Annotated in this window: 11 protein-coding genes; 2 read left to right on the top strand and 9 right to left on the bottom strand. The window is 69.9% G+C overall.

What is annotated here, in order from left to right; translation table 11 throughout:
* Positions 1-73 precede the first annotated feature (73 nt).
* The 4 genes from ABZY45_RS09805 to ABZY45_RS09790 all read right to left on the bottom strand — a co-directional run bounded on the left by ABZY45_RS09805 (position 74) and on the right by ABZY45_RS09790 (position 7,311).
* The gene (locus ABZY45_RS09805; protein WP_356737916.1) at positions 74-1,702 is read right to left on the bottom strand and encodes an ABC transporter substrate-binding protein; all 1,629 of its coding nucleotides are present in this window, start codon (positions 1,700-1,702) and stop codon (positions 74-76) included.
* 441 nt (positions 1,703-2,143) lie between these two features.
* Positions 2,144-4,018: a translational GTPase TypA gene (gene typA / locus ABZY45_RS09800; protein ID WP_356737914.1), complete on the bottom strand. Its 1,875-nt coding sequence runs from the start codon at positions 4,016-4,018 to the stop codon at positions 2,144-2,146.
* Between the two features lie 335 nt (positions 4,019-4,353).
* Positions 4,354-6,609 carry an ABC transporter family substrate-binding protein gene (locus tag ABZY45_RS09795; protein WP_356737912.1) on the bottom strand — a complete coding sequence of 752 codons (2,256 nt, stop codon included), beginning with the start codon at positions 6,607-6,609 and terminating at the stop codon, positions 4,354-4,356.
* A gap of 210 nt (positions 6,610-6,819) precedes the next feature.
* Entirely contained in the window at positions 6,820-7,311 is a 492-nt protein-coding gene (locus ABZY45_RS09790) for an isochorismatase family protein (RefSeq protein ID WP_356737910.1), read from the bottom strand.
* A 7-nt stretch (positions 7,312-7,318) separates the two neighbouring features.
* Between ABZY45_RS09790 and ABZY45_RS09785 the strand changes: the two genes are divergently transcribed.
* Together ABZY45_RS09785 and ABZY45_RS09780 are read left to right on the top strand one after the other, a co-directional pair.
* Positions 7,319-9,283 (top strand): TPM domain-containing protein, encoded by a 1,965-nt coding sequence (locus ABZY45_RS09785; RefSeq protein ID WP_356737909.1) that lies wholly within the window; start codon positions 7,319-7,321, stop codon positions 9,281-9,283.
* 86 nt (positions 9,284-9,369) lie between these two features.
* Entirely contained in the window at positions 9,370-10,083 is a 714-nt protein-coding gene (locus tag ABZY45_RS09780; RefSeq protein ID WP_356737908.1) for a PspA/IM30 family protein, read from the top strand.
* 27 nt (positions 10,084-10,110) lie between these two features.
* Here the strand turns inward: ABZY45_RS09780 and ABZY45_RS09775 are convergent, their stop codons facing one another.
* The 5 genes from ABZY45_RS09775 to ABZY45_RS09755 all read right to left on the bottom strand — a co-directional run bounded on the left by ABZY45_RS09775 (position 10,111) and on the right by ABZY45_RS09755 (position 16,301).
* Positions 10,111-12,690 carry a SpoIIE family protein phosphatase gene (locus ABZY45_RS09775; RefSeq protein ID WP_356738762.1) on the bottom strand — a complete coding sequence of 860 codons (2,580 nt, stop codon included), beginning with the start codon at positions 12,688-12,690 and terminating at the stop codon, positions 10,111-10,113.
* 193 nt (positions 12,691-12,883) lie between these two features.
* The gene (locus tag ABZY45_RS09770; RefSeq protein WP_356737906.1) at positions 12,884-13,321 is read right to left on the bottom strand and encodes an ATP-binding protein; all 438 of its coding nucleotides are present in this window, start codon (positions 13,319-13,321) and stop codon (positions 12,884-12,886) included.
* A gap of 419 nt (positions 13,322-13,740) precedes the next feature.
* Entirely contained in the window at positions 13,741-14,145 is a 405-nt protein-coding gene (locus tag ABZY45_RS09765; protein ID WP_356737904.1) for a (deoxy)nucleoside triphosphate pyrophosphohydrolase, read from the bottom strand.
* Between the two features lie 30 nt (positions 14,146-14,175).
* Complete coding sequence (locus tag ABZY45_RS09760; RefSeq protein ID WP_356737902.1) at positions 14,176-14,376, bottom strand: SPOR domain-containing protein; 201 nt, start codon at positions 14,374-14,376, stop codon at positions 14,176-14,178.
* Positions 14,377-14,561: 185 nt separating this feature from the next.
* Complete coding sequence (locus ABZY45_RS09755; RefSeq protein ID WP_356737900.1) at positions 14,562-16,301, bottom strand: hypothetical protein; 1,740 nt, start codon at positions 16,299-16,301, stop codon at positions 14,562-14,564.

Raw genomic sequence — 16,301 nt, 5'->3', positions numbered from 1 at the left:
AGGAAGAGCGGCCCCCGGGACCTACTGCCTGGTGTGGGCGGCTGATGGCCGAGTGGGGGCCCTCAGGCGTGGGTTACTTGACGACGGTGACTTCGGTGATGTTGTAGTCACCGTGGAAGTCGATGGTCACGTTGTCGACCGACTTCGAGTAGCCACCGTTGGTCTTGTACTCCCAGAGCGGGATCGCCGGCATCTTCTCGAGGACGAGCTTCTCCGCGTCCTGGTAAGCCTTGATCGACTCTTCCAGGCTGGCGGCGTTGTCGCCCTTCTTGAAGGCCGCGTCGACCTCCTTGTCGGAGAACCGGCCGTTGTTGGCCTCGGCGGTGGTGCCGTACAGCTCCCGCATGAAGTTGACGTTCAGCGGGTAGTCGGCGACCCAGCCACCGCGGTACATCGACTTGACCTGGTCGTTGTCACGCGCTTCCAGGTCGGTCTGGAAGTCCGGCTTGGCGTCCGGCACGCAGTCGACACCGGTCGAGTTGCGGATGGACTCGCAGACCGCGGTCACCCACTCCTTGTGGCCACCGTCGGCGTTGTACTGGATCCAGATCTTGTTGCCCGGAACGCCGCCGCCCTCGGTGACGAGCGCCTTGGCCTTGGCCGCGTCGAACTTGAACACGTCGGTGCCCAGGTCCTGGTTACCGGCGACGCCCGGAGGCGTGAAGCTCGTCGCCGGCTTGCGGGTGCCGTTGAGCACGGTCTTGGTGATCGTGTCGCGGTCGATCGCCATCGACAGACCCTGGAGGACCTTCGGGTCGATGTCCTTGAAGGTCTTCGAGTAGAAGGTCGGGACGAGCGACTGGATGGCCGCGTACGGCTCGTCGATCGCGCGGTCACCGAGGTCCGTCTTGTACTTCGGGAGGTCCTTCGGGCCGACCTGGCGGATCATGTCCAGGTTGCCGGAGATCAGGTCCTGGTACGCGGCCTCGACGGTCGCGTAGTTCTTGAAGAGGACACCCTTGTTCTTGGCCTTGTTCGGACCCTGGTAGTCAGGGTTGGCCTTGACCTGGATGAGCTTCTTGTGGTCCCACTTCTCGAAGATGTAGGGACCGTTGCCGACCGGCGCCTGGCCGAACGCCTTGGTGTCCTTGTAGAACACCTCCGGCAGCGGGGCGAAGGTGGTGTAGCCGAGCTTGTACTCGTAGTACGGCACGGGCTTGTTGAGCTCGATGGTGAAGGTCGTGTCGTCGACGGCCTTCAGGCCGGACATCTCCGTGGCCTTCGGGTCACCCTTCTCGGGGTGGACGTCCGCGTAGCCCTTGATGTCCTCGAACCAGAACGCGTTCTGCTGGGCGTTCTTGACGTTCGCGTACCAGTTCCACGCCTTGATGTAGGACTCGGACGTGACCGGGGTGCCGTCGTGGAACTTCCAGCCCGCCTTGAGCTTCACCGTCCACGTCTTGTTGTCGTCCGACTTCACGGACTCGGCGTTCGTGTAGACGATGTTGCCCTCGGCGTCGAAGTCGAGGAGCTGGGTGAACACCGACTGGATGACGTAGCTGCCGAGCGACTCGTTCGTGTCGGCCGGGATCAGCGGCTTCTGCGGCTCACCGACGTCGATGGAGACGTAGCCCTCGGGCTTGCCCTTCTCCTTCGAAGCAGAGTTGCTGCTGTCGTCATCGTTGCCCCCGCCACAGGCAGTCGCGGCCAGGGCGATGATTGCCGCTCCCGCGACCCACTTGGCGCTCTTGGCACCGCGCATGGGTTTCCTCCTCATGAGTCCACTTTTGACTACAAGAGGGGCACTGCAGAGATCCACCGACACCCCTGACGGCGATCGTTCCAGTGCCCCGAGTGTGCTCGTGAGTCCGCACTCCCCACAGTGCGACGACCCATTGACCCGAGCTCAATGGAGCCAACTATTAAGGAACACCGGGCTGTAAACCACACTTAAAGGGTCTCGGTTTGACAACATCGAGAAGGCATGGTTGCCCGAAATCCGGACAAAGTGATCTCAGACAGACACCCCCGAAACGGACCGTTAACACATGTTCCGGAGAGCGACGCACGATATACGGACACGTCGGTCAGAAAAACGGGTTGACGAAAGGCCCGGGCCCCCACAGTGTCTGCGGGGGCCCGGGCCTCATGTCAATGCCCCGGACCGGCGTTTCGCCGGCCGTGGTCGGACGATTCCGTCAGGTCAGCCGTTCTTGGCGCGCGAGGCGGTACGGCCACGCTGCTTGGCGTCCAGGACGACCTTGCGGATACGCACGGTCTCCGGGGTGACCTCGATGCACTCGTCCTCGCGGCAGAACTCCAGGGACTGCTCCAGCGACAGCTTGCGGGCGGGAACCACGTTCTCCGTGGTGTCCGCGGACGCCGCACGCATGTTGGTGAGCTTCTTCTCCTTGGTGATGTTCACGTCCATGTCGTCGGCGCGGGAGTTCTCGCCGATGATCATGCCCTCGTAGACCTCGGTGCCGGCCTCGGTGAAGATGACACCGCGCTCCTGGAGGTTGACCATCGCGAACGGCGTGACCGAGCCGGCGCGGTCGGCGACCAGCGAGCCGTTGTGACGGGTACGCAGCTCACCGAACCAGGGCTCGTGGCCCTCGAAGATGGAGTGCGCGATGCCCGTGCCGCGGGTCTGCGTCAGGAACTCCGTACGGAAGCCGATGAGGCCGCGGGAGGGCACGATCCACTCCATGCGGACCCAGCCCGAACCGTGGTTCGTCATCGTCTCCATGCGGCCCTTGCGGGTCGCCATCAGCTGCGTGATGGCACCGAGGTGCTCCTCGGGGGAGTCGATGGTCATGCGCTCGATCGGCTCGTGCGTCTTGCCGTCGATCTGCTTGGTGACGACCTCCGGCTTGCCCACGGTCAGCTCGAAGCCCTCACGGCGCATCTGCTCGACCAGGATCGCCAGCGCGAGCTCACCACGGCCCTGGACCTCCCAGGCGTCCGGGCGCTCGGTGTCGAGGACGCGGAGCGAGACGTTACCGATCAGCTCACGGTCCAGACGGTCCTTCACCTGACGGGCGGTGACCTTGTGGCCCTTGCCGCCCTTGCCGACGAGCGGCGAGGTGTTCGTGCCGATGGTCATCGAGATGGCGGGCTCGTCGACCGTGATCAGCGGGAGCGCGATCGGGTTCTCGGGGTCGGCCAGGGTCTCGCCGATCATGATGTCCGGGAAACCGGCGACGGCGCAGATGTCACCGGGGCCGGCGACCTCGGCGGGCTTGCGGGTGAGCGCCTCGGTCATCAGGAGCTCGGTGACGCGGACGTTGGACATGGTGCCGTCGCGCTTGATCCACGTGACGGTCTGGCCCTTGCGCAGCTCGCCCTGCTCGACGCGGCAGAGCGCGATGCGGCCGAGGAAGTTGTCGGCGTCCAGGTTGGTGACGTGGGCCTGCAGCGGTGCGGCCTCGTCGTACTCGGGGGCCGGGACGTGCGACAGGATCGTGGAGAAGAACGGCTCCAGGTTGTCGCTGTCCTGCGGGACGGTGCCGTCCTCGGGCTTGGTCAGCGACGCGACGCCGTCACGGGCGCAGGCGTAGACGATCGGGAACTCGATCTGGTCCTCGTCCGCGTCCAGGTCCAGGAACAGGTCGTACGTCTCGTCGACGACCTCGGCGATCCGGGAGTCGGGGCGGTCGGTCTTGTTGATGCACAGGATGACCGGCATCTTCGCGGACAGCGCCTTGCGCAGCACGAAGCGGGTCTGGGGCAGCGGGCCCTCGGAGGCGTCGACGAGCAGGACGACCGCGTCCACCATCGACAGACCGCGCTCGACCTCGCCGCCGAAGTCGGCGTGGCCGGGGGTGTCGATGATGTTGATCGTGATCGGGTCCCCGCCGTCCTTGGGGTGATACTTCACCGCCGTGTTCTTGGCGAGGATCGTGATGCCCTTCTCACGCTCCAGGTCGTTCGAGTCCATCATGCGTTCGTCGAGGTTCTCGGCGGCGTGGGCGGCGAAGGCGCCCGCCTGCTTGAGCATGGCGTCGACCAGCGTGGTCTTGCCGTGGTCGACGTGGGCGACGATGGCTACGTTACGGATGTCGTGGCGCGTGGGCATGGGTGGCTTGCGCTTCTCTCGGATCGTGGGATCAGGCGTCTCAGTCGGTCTCGAGTCCTCGTACGCCCGCCGGGCGGCACGCCACGGCTAGTCCAATGGTACGGGCCCGTCGAGTCCGGGGCTTCCCGGGCCGATCGCCGGAGCCGGGGTTCGGCCATAATTCAGCCGATATTCAGGTGGTATCACGTCATCGTCCGGCCGGTGGGAGGACGGACGGCAAGGGGTGTGAAAAGGGGGTGCGGCCCGGGTCTGGGCGGACACCACCTTGCCCGCCGGAGGTTCCGGCGGGCAAGGGAGTTGAGCTGTATCTGAGCTTCGAATATGGCTTTGACCTGCTACTTCTTACGATTCGCGGGGGAACCTGCCGCTTGTCGCGCGGTGAATCCGATGTCCTCGTACCGGGGCGCGGCGAAGCCGAAGGCGCCGATGTTCACGAGCTTCTTGTCGACGGCGACGAGCTGTGGCCTCTGATACAGCGGAATCGATCCTGCGGCGGCCCAGATCCGGGCGTCCGCCTGCTTCAGCAGCTCCCTGGACGCGTTGGCGTCGAGTTCGGACACCGCGCGGTCGAAGAGCTGGTCGATGTGGTCCGAACCGACCCGGGTGTAGTTCTGCTCGACGAGCAGCGAGCCGTCGGTGGCGGGTTCCGGCTTGGCGAAGATCGGGCGGCCGTCGGTCGCCGGGTAGGCGGTGGCGGGCCAGGAGTACAGCGCCATGTCGTAGTCGCCCGAAGCGATGTGGTCCTTGAAGTAGCTCTCGTCGGAGACCTTGGTGATCTGGGTGCCGATGCCGATGGTGTCCAGCATCTCGACGATCTTCTGCCCGACACTGCGCAGCGACTGCGATCCGGGGCCCGAGGGGAGGACGAAGCGCAGGGTCAGCGGCTTGCCGGCCTTGCCGACCCGGTTCCTGACCGAGGCGGGGGCGGGGGCTGCGGTACCCGCGGGGGCGTAGGCGCCGGCGGCGCCGCCGGGGCTCCTGTCCTGCGCCGCGATCTCGGCGTCCCCGGCGGCCGCGCGGTCGCCCGCCTTGCCGTCGCCCACGATGTACGACCCCTCCTCCCGCGAGGCCGCGTCGTCCTTCCCGGCCTTGTCCGCCGCGTCGCCCTTGCCGGCCTTCCCCTCGGCCTTCTCGGCCTTTTCGGCCTTCTCCGTCTTCTTCCCGTCCTCGGCCTTCTCCTTCTCGGCCTGGCTGCCCGCCTTGGTGTCCTCGGCCCTGCGGACGGCACCGCCCGGGGTCCAGCCCGCGTCGGCCAGCAGCGCCCGCGCCTCCTTGGTGTCCTGCTCGCCGAGCGCCCCGCTGCCGTCCTTGTACGCGGGCTGACCGGCCAGGGCCAGGTGGCTCCCGGGCGGCTCGGCCGAGAGCCCGAGCGGCTTCAGCACGCTGTCGGCCAGCTCCTGGCGGTCCAGGGTGCGGGCGATGGCGCGCCGTACCCGGTCGTCGGAGAGGGGCCCGGTCTCCCCGTTCAGCGCCAGCTGCGTGTAGGCGGGCTCCAGCGACTTGCGTACGTCGAATCCGCGCAGCGCCTTCTGCTCGGCGGCGTACACGGCGACGGCCTCCTGGTTCTTCTCACGGGCGGCCCGCGCCGTCTCGGCGGCCTCCTCGTCCGAACCGTGGGCCAGTGCCCAGGACCGCAGGGCCGCGGCCGGGGTGATGCCGGCTCCGGGACCGTGGGCGGGCGCCCCGGCGTTCCCGGCGCGTTCGCGGGCGGCCAGGGCGATGCGGTTCGCCGTCGCCGGCTCGACGTCGGCGACGTCCACCGTGCCGTCGGTGAGTGCGGCGGCCCGGTCACCGGCCTTCACGGCGCGGAAGACCAGGGTCTCGAGCTTGGCCTCGTTCCCCCACCAGCGCGGGTTGCGGTCGAGGACGACGGTCCCCTTCTTCTTGTCCACCGCACGCAGCCGGAAGGGCCCGGCGGTGTTCTTGAGGGTGGTCCGGGCGCCGTCGTTGAAGGTGCCGGGCGAGCCGGTCACCTCCTTGGGGTAGAGCGGCGAGAACAGCGAGCGCCAGTCCGCGTACGGCTTGGAGAAGGTGACCCGGACCTGGAGGTCGTCCTTGCCGCGTTCGATCTTCTCGATCCGCTCGTACCCCGCGTTGCGCGCGGTCCAGAACGCCGAGTCCTTGCCGCTCAGCGCGCGCCACTGGGCGACGAAGTCAGGGGCGCCGATCTCGCGGCCGTCGCTCCACACCGCCTGCTGGTTGAGCTTGTAGAGGACGACCTGCTTGGGCTCCTGCTCGATGACCTTCGCGGATTCCAGGAAGTCGGGGTTGCGCTTGGGCTCACCCCTGGCGTCCATGGGGAACAGCGAGGGGAGCAGGGCGCCGGTGATACGCGCGGTCGCGCCGTCGGCATCGGCCTGGAAGGCGTTGAGGGTCGCGGGCACCGCGTCGATCGCCCAGGTGAGGGTGGAGCCTTCGGCGACCCGGTCCCGGGCGGCCGGGGCGATGTCCTGGGGGACGGCCACCGGAGAGGGGGCCTCGCTGTCCGAGGTGCAGCCCGCCAGTACCGGGATCGTGAGCACACCTGTCGCCAGGAGCGCGACCGAGCGGCGCTTTCGGACCGTCCCGCGCGGGACGCCGACGTGGGCCATGGCTGATACCTCCGGGGCCGGCCCGGCCCACCCCGTACCGGAATGGACCGGATGATGCGTTCTGGTGGCATTTGCAGTTGATCAGACTGATTCGCTGATCCACTGAACGCACTTTCACGCGCGGGCGGGGGCAGACACGGCCGGTGGGGCCGCGGATCTCACCCGTGCGGCCCCGGTCCGAGACCCGGGCCCGGGCCCGGGCCCGTCGGGTCAGCCCAGCAGCTCGGTGATCGCGTCGGTGGTGCCGGTCTCGCCGAGCCTCGGGAAGATCTTCTCCAGGCTGTTGCGGTGGGCGTCGGCGTCCATGTCGGTGATGGCGTCCGTCGCGACGGTGACGTGGTAGCCGTGCTCGTGGGCGGCACGTGCGGTGGACTCGACGCCGATGCTGGTGGCGATTCCGCAGAGCGCGACCTGGGTGATGCCCCGGCGGCGCAGTTCCAGGTCGAGCGCCGTGCCGTGGAACGCGCCCCACTGCTGCTTGGTGACGAGGACGTCCCCGCCTGTCGGGTCGCGGGCGGCAGGGGGCGGACATAGCCTCCCAAATGTGACGCCGCCTGCGAGCCGTACCGGGATGCCCCGGCCTTCGACATCCAGCAGGGTTCTCGTCGCCGTGCTGGCCGCGGTGCTCTGGATCGCCCTGCCGGGCGCCCCGGGCGCCCGGGCGGAGGATCCCGCGGAGCTGTCCCGCGAGGGGCAGATCACCGACAGGGTGGACGCGCTCGGGGACCGGGAGCCGCAGGTCGAGACCGCACTCGACCGCTTGTTCGAAGAGCGCCGGATCCAGCTGTTCGTGGTGTACGTACGCAACTTCTCCGGCCGCGACGCCCGGAGCTGGGCCGACGAGACCGCGAACCGCAACGGCCTCGGACAGGAGGACCTGCTGCTGGCCGTGGCGACTCACGACCGGCAGTACGCCTACTCCGTCGACCAGGGGTCGCGGCTCACCGACGCGCAGCTCCAGGACGTGGCGAACACCGCGATCGAGCCGGCGCTCCGGCAGAACGACTGGGCCGGTGCCGCGATCGGCGCCGCCGACGGGTATGCCGCGGTCCTGGCCGGTGACCCGGTGCCCACCCCCGCCATCACCCCGGGTGCGGCGGACCCCGGCGGCGGATCCGACAGCGGCGCGTCGGTCAATCTGCTCGTCCCGCTGGCCCTCGTCGCCGTGGTGGCCGCGGTCGCCGTCTTCGCCTTCGCCCGCCGCAGACGGCGTACGGCGACCCGGACGACTCCGGCGGCGGGCGGCTGGGGCAGCGGGGCGGCGGCCGGGACCGAACCGCAGGTTCCGCTGCCGGAACTGGACGCGCGGGCGAAGGCCGACCTGGTCGACACGGACGACTCCGTGCGCACCAGCGAGGAGGAACTCGGCTTCGCGACCGCCCAGTTCGGCGAGGAGGCCGCCGCTCCCTTCGCCGCGGCCGTGACACGCGCCAAGGCCGAGCTGACCGCCGCCTTCCGGCTGCGGCAGCAGCTGGACGACGCCTTCCCCGAGGACGACGCGACCCGGCGCCGCATGCTGGACGAGATCATCAGCCGCTGCACGGACGCCAACGAGCGCCTGGACGCCGTGTCCGAGGACTTCGACCGGCTGCGCGCCCTCGAACAGAACGCACCGCAGGCCGTGGGGACGGCGGAGACCACGTTCCGCGAGCTGATCGCCCGTGTCTCCACCACGGAGACGGCGCTCGCCGCGATGCGCGAGCGGTACGCGTCCTCGGCCACCGCCCCCTCGGCCGAGGACATCGAACAGGCCAAGGACCGGCTGGTCTTCACCACCTCCAGCCTCAACCAGGCCCGCCAGGCCGTGGACAGCGGGAACAACGCGGAGGCCGCCGTCTACGTCCGCGCCGCCGAAGGGGCGATCAAGCAGATCTCCACGCTGGTGGACGCCGTCGACCGGCGGGCCCGGGAGCTGGCCGAGGCTGCGGAGAAGCTGCCCGGCGCGCTCACCGAGACGGAGACCGACCTCGCCGACGCCAGGGGCCTGCTCGACGGCACCCAGGAGGGTGTGTCCACCGCGGACCTGCGGGGCAGGGTCGCCCGAGCCGACGCCGTGGTCGCCGACGTGAAGGGCGAGACGGCCTCGGGTCCGTACGACCCGATCGACGCGCTGCGCAGGGTGGAGGAGGCGGACGCGGCGCTGGACGAGGCCCTGGCCGGAGCCCGTGAGCAGGAGCACGGCAGTCAGCGGGCCCGCTCGCTCCTCGACCAGGCGATGCTGACCGCGCGGGCCGCGATCGGCGCCGCCGCCGACTACATCACCACCAACCGCGGGGCGGTGGGCAGCCAGGCGCGTACCCGGCTCGCGGAGGCCCAGCGCCGCTGGGAGCGGGCAGGGGAGCTGTCGGGGTCGAACGATCCGCAGGGCGCCCTGGCCGAGGCCCAGCAGGCGGACGCCCTGGCCGCGCAGGCGCGGAGCCTGGCCGAGCAGGACGTACGGGAGTACAGGAACCAGAGCGGATTCGGCGGACCGCGCGGCGGAGGCGGGGCGGGCGGCGCCGTCCTGGGCGGCATCATCCTCGGCGGGCTGCTCGGCGGGGGTGGCCGCCGAGGAGGGCTGGGGGGAGGCCTCGGCGGCGGATTCGGCGGTTCCAGAGGCGGGTTCGGCGGCGGGCCGGGCAGTTTCGGCGGCGGAGGGACTCGTGGCCGGCGCGGCGGCGGGGGCCGTTTCTGACGGCTGCCCGGCCCCTTCCGGCCATGGACCCCGGGCCGCGGGCCCCACGTTCCGCACCACCAGTTGTCGTCACAAGGAGAGGTGCCATGAGCAAGCAGACCATCCTCGGCCGGGTCACCCAGCTCGCGCGGGCCAACATCAACGCCCTGATCGACCAGGCGGAGGACCCGCAGAAGATGCTGGACCAGCTGATCCGCGACTACACGAACAACATCGCGGAGGCCGAGCAGGCGGTGGCGGCCACCATCGGCAACCTCCGGCTGATGGAGGAGGACCACCGGGAGGACGTCGACGCGGCCAGGGAGTGGGGCCAGAAGGCCCTCGCCGCCAGCAGGAAGGCCGACGAGCTGCGGGCCGGGGCGGCGGGGGCGGAGGCCGACAAGTTCGACAATCTCGCCAAGGTCGCCCTGGGGCGGCAGCTCCAGGCGGAGCAGGAGGCGAAGACGGCGGAGCCCGCCATCGCCTCGCAGACCGTGGTGGTGGACAAGCTGAAGTCGGGGCTGGACCAGATGAAGAACAAGCTGACCCAGCTGAAGTCCAAACGCGACGAACTGGTGGCGCGGGCCGCGTCCGCGCAGGCGCAGAACCGGATGATGGACGCCGTGAAGAGCATCGACGTGATGGACCCGACGAGCGAACTCGGGCGCTTCGAGGACAAGGTGCGGCGCGAGGAGGCGAAGGCGGTCGGCAAGCAGGAACTCGCCGCGTCGTCCCTGGACGCCCAGTTCGAGCAGTTGGACAGCCTCGGGGACAGCGCGGAGATCGAGGCCAGGCTCGCCGCCCTGAAGTCCGCTTCGTGACCGCGCGCCCCCTGCCCGTACGCGCGGTCAGTACATGCTGAGCAACTGCTCCACGGAGAGCTCCGCGGCGGGCTCTCCGTCGGGCAGCGCCAGCTCGAACCAGACCGTCTTGCCGCGCGGAGTGCGCCGTGATCCCCAGGCGGCGCTGAGGAGCCCGACCAGTTGCAGCCCGCGCCCGCCCTCGTCGGTGTCGCGGGCGCGCCGGCGCCGCGGCTGGACGAGGCCCGCGTCCCAGACCTCGCAGACCAGCGTGCGGTCGCGGAGCAGCCTGAGCCTGATCTCGCCCTCGCCGTAGCGCAGTGCGTTGGTGACCAGTTCGCTGACGAGCAGTTCGGTGGTGTCCACCAGGTCGTCCAGGTCCCAGGCGGTGAGCTGCTCGCGGGCCAGCTCCCGGGCACGGGCCACCGAGCGGAGCTCCCGCGGCAGCCGCCAGTCGCCGACCGCGTCCGGGGCGAGCCCCTGGATGCGGGCCATCAGCAGGGCGATGTCGTCCTCACCGTGCCGGGTGTCCAGCGAGGACAGCACGTGGTCACAGACGTCCTCAAGTGGCTGCGAGGGCTCGGCGAGGGCGGACCGGAACGCGTCCAGTCCCTCGTCGAGGGGGTGATCGCGGGACTCGACCAGCCCGTCGGTGTAGAGGGCGAGCAGCGAGCCCTCCCTCAGCTCCACCTCGACCTCCTCGAAGGGTTCGCCGCCGACACCGAGCGGCATGCCCGGCGGTACGTCGAGCAGCATCGCGGGCTCACCGGGCTCGGCCACCACCGGGGGGAGATGGCCGGCGTTGGCGAAGGTGCACCGCCGGGTGACCGGGTCGTAGACCGCGTACACGCAGGTCGCCAGATAGACCTCGGAGAGGTCGGCCTCGCGTGACTTGTGGGCGGCCCGGGAGGGCCACTGTGCCCCGCCGCCCGCGCCGAAGCCGTCGCTCCGCTCCCCACCGCCCGGGGTGCCGAGCCCTCGGGCGACCTCGTCCAGGGCGGAGAGCACCTCGGCGGGCTCCAGGTCCAGGAGCGCCAGGGTGCGTACGGCGGTGCGCAGCTCGCCCATGGCGACGGCTGCCCTCAGCCCCCGGCCCATCACGTCTCCGACGACCAGCGCGGTGCGGTGACCGGGGAGTTCGATCACGTCGAACCAGTCGCCGCCGACCTCGGTGGCCGTGTTGCCCGGAAGGTAGCGACAGGCGATGTCGAGCCCCGCCGCCTCGGGGTCGCCCGGTGGGAGCAGGCTGCGCTGGAGTATCAGCGCGCGCTCGTGCTCACGCCGGTAGAGGCGGGCGTTGTCGATACAGACGGCGGCGCGGGCGGCGAGCTCCGTGGCCAGGGCCCTGTCCCGCTCGCCGAAGGGTTCGCTGCCCTTCGTACGGGAGAACTGGACGAGGCCGACGACGACGTCGTGGGCGACCATCGGCACGGCGAGGGTGGAGTGGACGAAGCCGCGCTCGTCCCCGGGGACGTTCGCGACGCGTCCGCTGCGCAGGGCGACGGCGCAGGGCGAGTGGAAGGGGTAGCGGTGGACCGAGCCGAGTGCGGGCGGTCCGGTGTTCCCGTGGGGTGCCCCCTCCCCGGCACGGGCGCCGGGGATGACCCCTGGCAGCGCGTCGGACACGGCACTGGCGTGGGCCACCCTGCGCAGCTCGGCCGAGCCGGTGCCCGACTCCTGGTGATGACGGCCCCAGCTGGCGGGGGACGCCTCCTCGCCGGTGAGCAGCCCCTGGTACAGGTCGACGGAGGCCAGGTCGCAGAATCCGGGCACCGCGACGTCCAGCAGTTCCCGGGCGGTGGTCTCCAGGTCGAGGGAGTTGCCGATGCGCGCACTGGCCTCGTTGAGCAACGCGAGGTTACGGCGGGCGCTGGCCGCCTCGCGGGCGGCGATGTGCCGCTGCGTGACATCGGTGGCCAGGCCGGCGATGCCGACAGGGCGGCCCGAACCGCTGTGCACGCGGTAGAGGTTCATGGACCAGTGGCGCCGTCCGAGGGCGCCGGGCGGTGTGCCCACGAGCTGGAGATCGGTGACCGCGTCACCCGTCTCCAGGACACGCCGGAGCGTGGCGGAGAGGCGGTCGGCCTCCGGGCGCGGCAGGTAGTCCTCCACGGTGCGGCCACGGTGGTCGTCGGCCTCGCCCCCGAAGACGGTGGCGAACCGCTGGTTGGCCCGTACGACGGTGAAGTCGGTACCGAAGAGGACGAAACCGAAGGGAGATTGGCCGAAAATCGCCTGTGAGGCCGCGAGGTCCGTCTCGATACGCCGCAGCGCCCTCACATCGACGACGATGCAGAGCGCGGCGCGTTCACCCGTTCCCGTCTCGCTCGGCATGACATAGACCTCGGCGAGTCCGCGTACAGAGTTCTCGCCCGGGATCCGGAACGGGACGAGACCCGTCCACTCCTTGCCGTCGAGGATCTCGCCGACTCGTCTGTGGGCATCAGGGCGCAGTTCGGCGGGCATGAACGCCTCGACCGGGTCCTTGCCCACCACCTCGTCGGAGGCCATGCCGAACAGACCAGCGGCCCTCCGGCTCCACTGCTCGATCAGCCCGTCGGGCCCGATCGAGAATGAGGCGACCCTGATGTAGTCATAGATCGAGCCAGGCGGGCTGCTCTGCCACATGACGTCGCCCGCTGTCCCAGGTATCTCGCTCACGCGACCGTCCCCTCCAGCTCACACACCGGACCGGTCCTGCCCGCAGTATTCAGCACTACGGGCCTCACCGGCACGGCGTTCACGATCACAGCACGGTCTCAGTCCCTTTCAGCCAGGTCCTGCCCGACCTCCGGTGATCGCTGTGCGTCCCCCTGCACTCCTAACCAGAGAGAGGGAGCTCGAACCACACGGTCTTGCCGGTCTTTCCACGCCGGGTCCCCCAGCGGCGCGCGGAACAAGCCACCAGCTGCAGTCCGCGGCCCCCCTCGTCCTCGGGTCCGGCACTACGTTCGGTGGGCGGTTCCGGAACCGGATCGGAAACTTCCACGAGCAGACCCGGCTCGTGGCCCCCGTCGTCGGGCCGTTCTCCGTCCGGGTGCGGACGCACCAGCCGGACCCCGATGGGGCCTGACGCATAGCGCAGGGAATTGGTCACCAGTTCGCTGACGAGGAGTACGGCGAGATCCCCCAGCGCCGCGTCGAACCCCCAGTAGTGCAAGGCGTCCCGGACCGCATGCCTGGCGCTGCGCACGGAGCCCGGTACCGCCGGAAAGCTCCACTCGGCGCAATCGCCTTCGGTATCGGTCACGCCGATCACTTCCCAGGGCCGGCAGCAGGCGTATCCCTCGTCAAAGGGCTAATCGGCACATACCCGATATTCGGAACAACTTATCGCCGATGGGGAGGGATGGGCCGTACGGGTGTATGCGCCACGTCTCCGGACGGTACGCCGCACGGCCGTCCGGCAGCGGCGGGGCATGGGGCGGGCACCACGGCAGAGGGGCAGGTCCACGGACCGGGACGGGAGTGGCGCCGCGCGACGCAATGGCACAGTCGGGCAGTCGGGCAGTCGGGCAGGGTACGGACGGCGGAGTCGTCACGCCGCTCCGACCGGCGCACGCCCGCCCCCTCACCCGGCACCCCGGCCGGGCGAACGGCCTGCGCACATCGGACGGCGCGCGTCCTGCGTGCGCTCGCCCCCTCGCGCGGCACGTCGGACGCGCGGGCCTGCCCGTGTCAGACGCGCGGCCCCTCGCGCAGCCGGCGCACGGCCTCTGCCACGGCGGGCCGGTCCTGGTCCAGCCAGTCGACGGAGCCCGCCTCCTCCGGCGCGAGCCAGCGCAGCTCGTCGTGGTCCTCCAGCGGGCTGGGCTCACCCGACACGAGCCGGACCATCCACACCCGGAGCACGAGGCCGGGCTTCAGCGGCCACTCCCCCGCGATGCGCTCCAGCGGCTCCGCCTCCACGCCGAGCTCTTCCCGGAGCTCGCGCACGAGCGCCTGCTCGCCGCTCTCACCGGGCTCCTGCTTGCCGCCCGGCAGCTCCCAGCGCCCCTTCAGCTCCGGCGGGGCGCTGCGGCGGGCAGCAAGGAGCCGTCCACCTTCACAGACGGCCCCGGCCACCACCACGGAATCACTCATGCGCCGGAGCGTAACCGGTGACGTCTCCCGTTACGGGTGTGCGCCCCGGGTCGTGCGTTCCACCCAGTAGAGCTGCTTGTGCCCGTTCCGGTCCAGGCCGTCCGCGATCCTCTGCGCCTCGTCCTGCGTCGCATAACGCCCGACGCGGTACCTGTTGCCGTTGTCGTCCTGCCTGATCACCAGCCAGGGGAGCACGGCGCCGCTGTCGGTCATGACATTTCTCCCCAGCATCTCGCCCCTCTCCCCGCCGGCGTGCACGTCTCTAAGGATCCCCAGGAAACCGCAGTACGCATATGCCCGAGCGTACGCCTGACCTTTACTCAGCGGATGCGGATTTACACAAAGAGGCACGCATCCGGCCACATCGAAGGGGGCGCACTCTCGCGAATGCGCCCCCTTCGGACCACCGGCCGCAGTCAGATGACGGAGTCGGCGGCCGGTGTCCGGGCCGGAAGTACCGGCATCGGCATCAGTACCGGGCCTGCGCCGGGCGCCTTGCGGCAGACGTCCCCGCACTCCGCGTCCAGGGAGCAGCAGAGCGAGCAGATCGGCCCCGCCTGGACCGGGCAGTCGGCGATGTCCGGCAGCTCGTAGCCGGTCTCGCACACCGCGCAGGTGTGCGTGGCCGTGATGTCGGCGATCTCGACGCCCGGGCCGTTGACCGGATTCGGCCGGGCCAGGTAGTACTTCCCCTTTGTCAGCCAGGCGATCAACGGGCAGAGGACCAGCGCGAGTCCGGCCGCGATGAAGGTGGAGAACGCCTCGGCGTACCTGCCGAAGAGCCCGAAGAAGGCGAGGATCGAGACGGTGGAGGCGATGACCATCGCCCCGAAGCCGGCCGGATTGACCGCGTGGAGATAGGCGCGCTTGAACTCGATGTAAGGGGGACTCAGCCCGATCCGCTTGTTGATGACCAGATCCGCCGCGACGGCCACGATCCAGGCGATGCCCACGTTGGAGTAGAAGCCCAGCAGCTTGTTGAGGGCGGCGAACATGTTCATCTCCATCAGCGTGAGCGCGATGGCGAGGTTGAGGAAGATGTACCAGACCCGGCCCGGGTGCCTGTGCGTGATCCGGGAGAAGAAGTTCGACCAGGACAGCGAGCCGCTGTAGGCGTTGGTCACATTGATCTTGATCTGCGAGACGATCACGAACAGCGCCGCGGCGGGGAGCGCGAAGGAGCCGAGCCACGGTTTGAGGGCTTCGATCTGCGGCGCGATCGGCTCCAGGGCGTGTGTCCTGCCGACCGCCTCCAGCGCGACGAAGGCGAGGAAGGCGCCTCCCAGCTGCTTGGCGGCACCGATGATCACCCAGCCAGGTCCGGCGGCGAGAACGGCGAGATTCCAGCGCCGCTTGTTGGCCCGCGTCCTGGCGGGCATGAAGCGCAGGTAGTCGGCCTGCTCACCGATCTGGGCGATGAGCGAGAGCGCGACACCCGTGCCGAGGCCGAAGGCGATCCAGGAGAAGCCCGGTCCGGCTCCCTCCGTACCGCCGAAGGAGCTGAACGCGCCCCAGGAGTCCGGGGCTTCGAAGGCGAGGACGACGAAGGGCAGCACCATGCCGATGATCCAGACCGGCTGGGTCCAGGCCTGGACCTTGGCCAGCGCCCCCATGCCCCGGAACACGATCGGGATGACGATCAGCGTGGTGACCAGGTAGCCGATCTCCACGGGCAGCCCGATCGCCTGGTGCATGGCCTGCGCCATGATCGAGCCTTCGAGCGCGAAGAAGATGAAGGTGAAGGACGCGTAGATCAGCGAGGTCAGGGTCGACCCGAAGTAGCCGAAGCCCGCGCCGCGCGTGACCAGGTCCATGTCCAGGCCGTACTTCGCGCAGGCCCGGGCGATCGGTATGCCGGTGAGGAAGATGATCACCGCCGCCGCCAGGATCGAGGCCAGCCCGCTGGTGAAGCCGTACGTGAAGACGATCGACGCGCCGATCGCGAAGTCGGCCAGATACGCGATGCCGCCGAGCGCCGTCCCCGCGACCGTCGACGGCGACCAGCGCCGGAAGGAGTGCGGCGCGTAGCGCAGGGAGTAGTCCTCGCGGCTCTCGTCGGCCGCGAGCCGGGCGTAGCTCCGCCTCGGCAGCCGTGGGTCTTCCTGAGGTTCCTGGAGTGGCGCCTCGCCCGGCGTGGACGTTGCGATGTCCGTCAT

This window comes from Streptomyces sp. NPDC006516 (assembly GCF_040611875.1).
Lineage (GTDB): Bacteria > Actinomycetota > Actinomycetes > Streptomycetales > Streptomycetaceae > Streptomyces.
Note: the sequence above shows the minus strand (reverse complement) of the source record. Positions and strands in the feature narration are given on the sequence as shown.

Bases quoted from the DNA above. Each gene is read 5' to 3' on its own strand.
- ABZY45_RS09775 (WP_356738762.1), bottom strand. From the start codon at position 12,690: ATGTGGCAGAGCAGCCCGCCTGGCTCGATCTATGACTACATCAGGGTC.
- ABZY45_RS09795 (WP_356737912.1), bottom strand. From the start codon at position 6,609: ATGGCCCACGTCGGCGTCCCGCGCGGGACGGTCCGAAAGCGCCGCTCG.
- ABZY45_RS09760 (WP_356737902.1), bottom strand. From the start codon at position 14,376: ATGCTGGGGAGAAATGTCATGACCGACAGCGGCGCCGTGCTCCCCTGG.
- ABZY45_RS09755 (WP_356737900.1), bottom strand. From the start codon at position 16,301: ATGACGGACATCGCAACGTCCACGCCGGGCGAGGCGCCACTCCAGGAA.
- ABZY45_RS09780 (WP_356737908.1), top strand. From the start codon at position 9,370: ATGAGCAAGCAGACCATCCTCGGCCGGGTCACCCAGCTCGCGCGGGCC.
- typA (WP_356737914.1), bottom strand. From the start codon at position 4,018: ATGCCCACGCGCCACGACATCCGTAACGTAGCCATCGTCGCCCACGTC.
- ABZY45_RS09765 (WP_356737904.1), bottom strand. From the start codon at position 14,145: ATGAGTGATTCCGTGGTGGTGGCCGGGGCCGTCTGTGAAGGTGGACGG.
- ABZY45_RS09805 (WP_356737916.1), bottom strand. From the start codon at position 1,702: ATGCGCGGTGCCAAGAGCGCCAAGTGGGTCGCGGGAGCGGCAATCATC.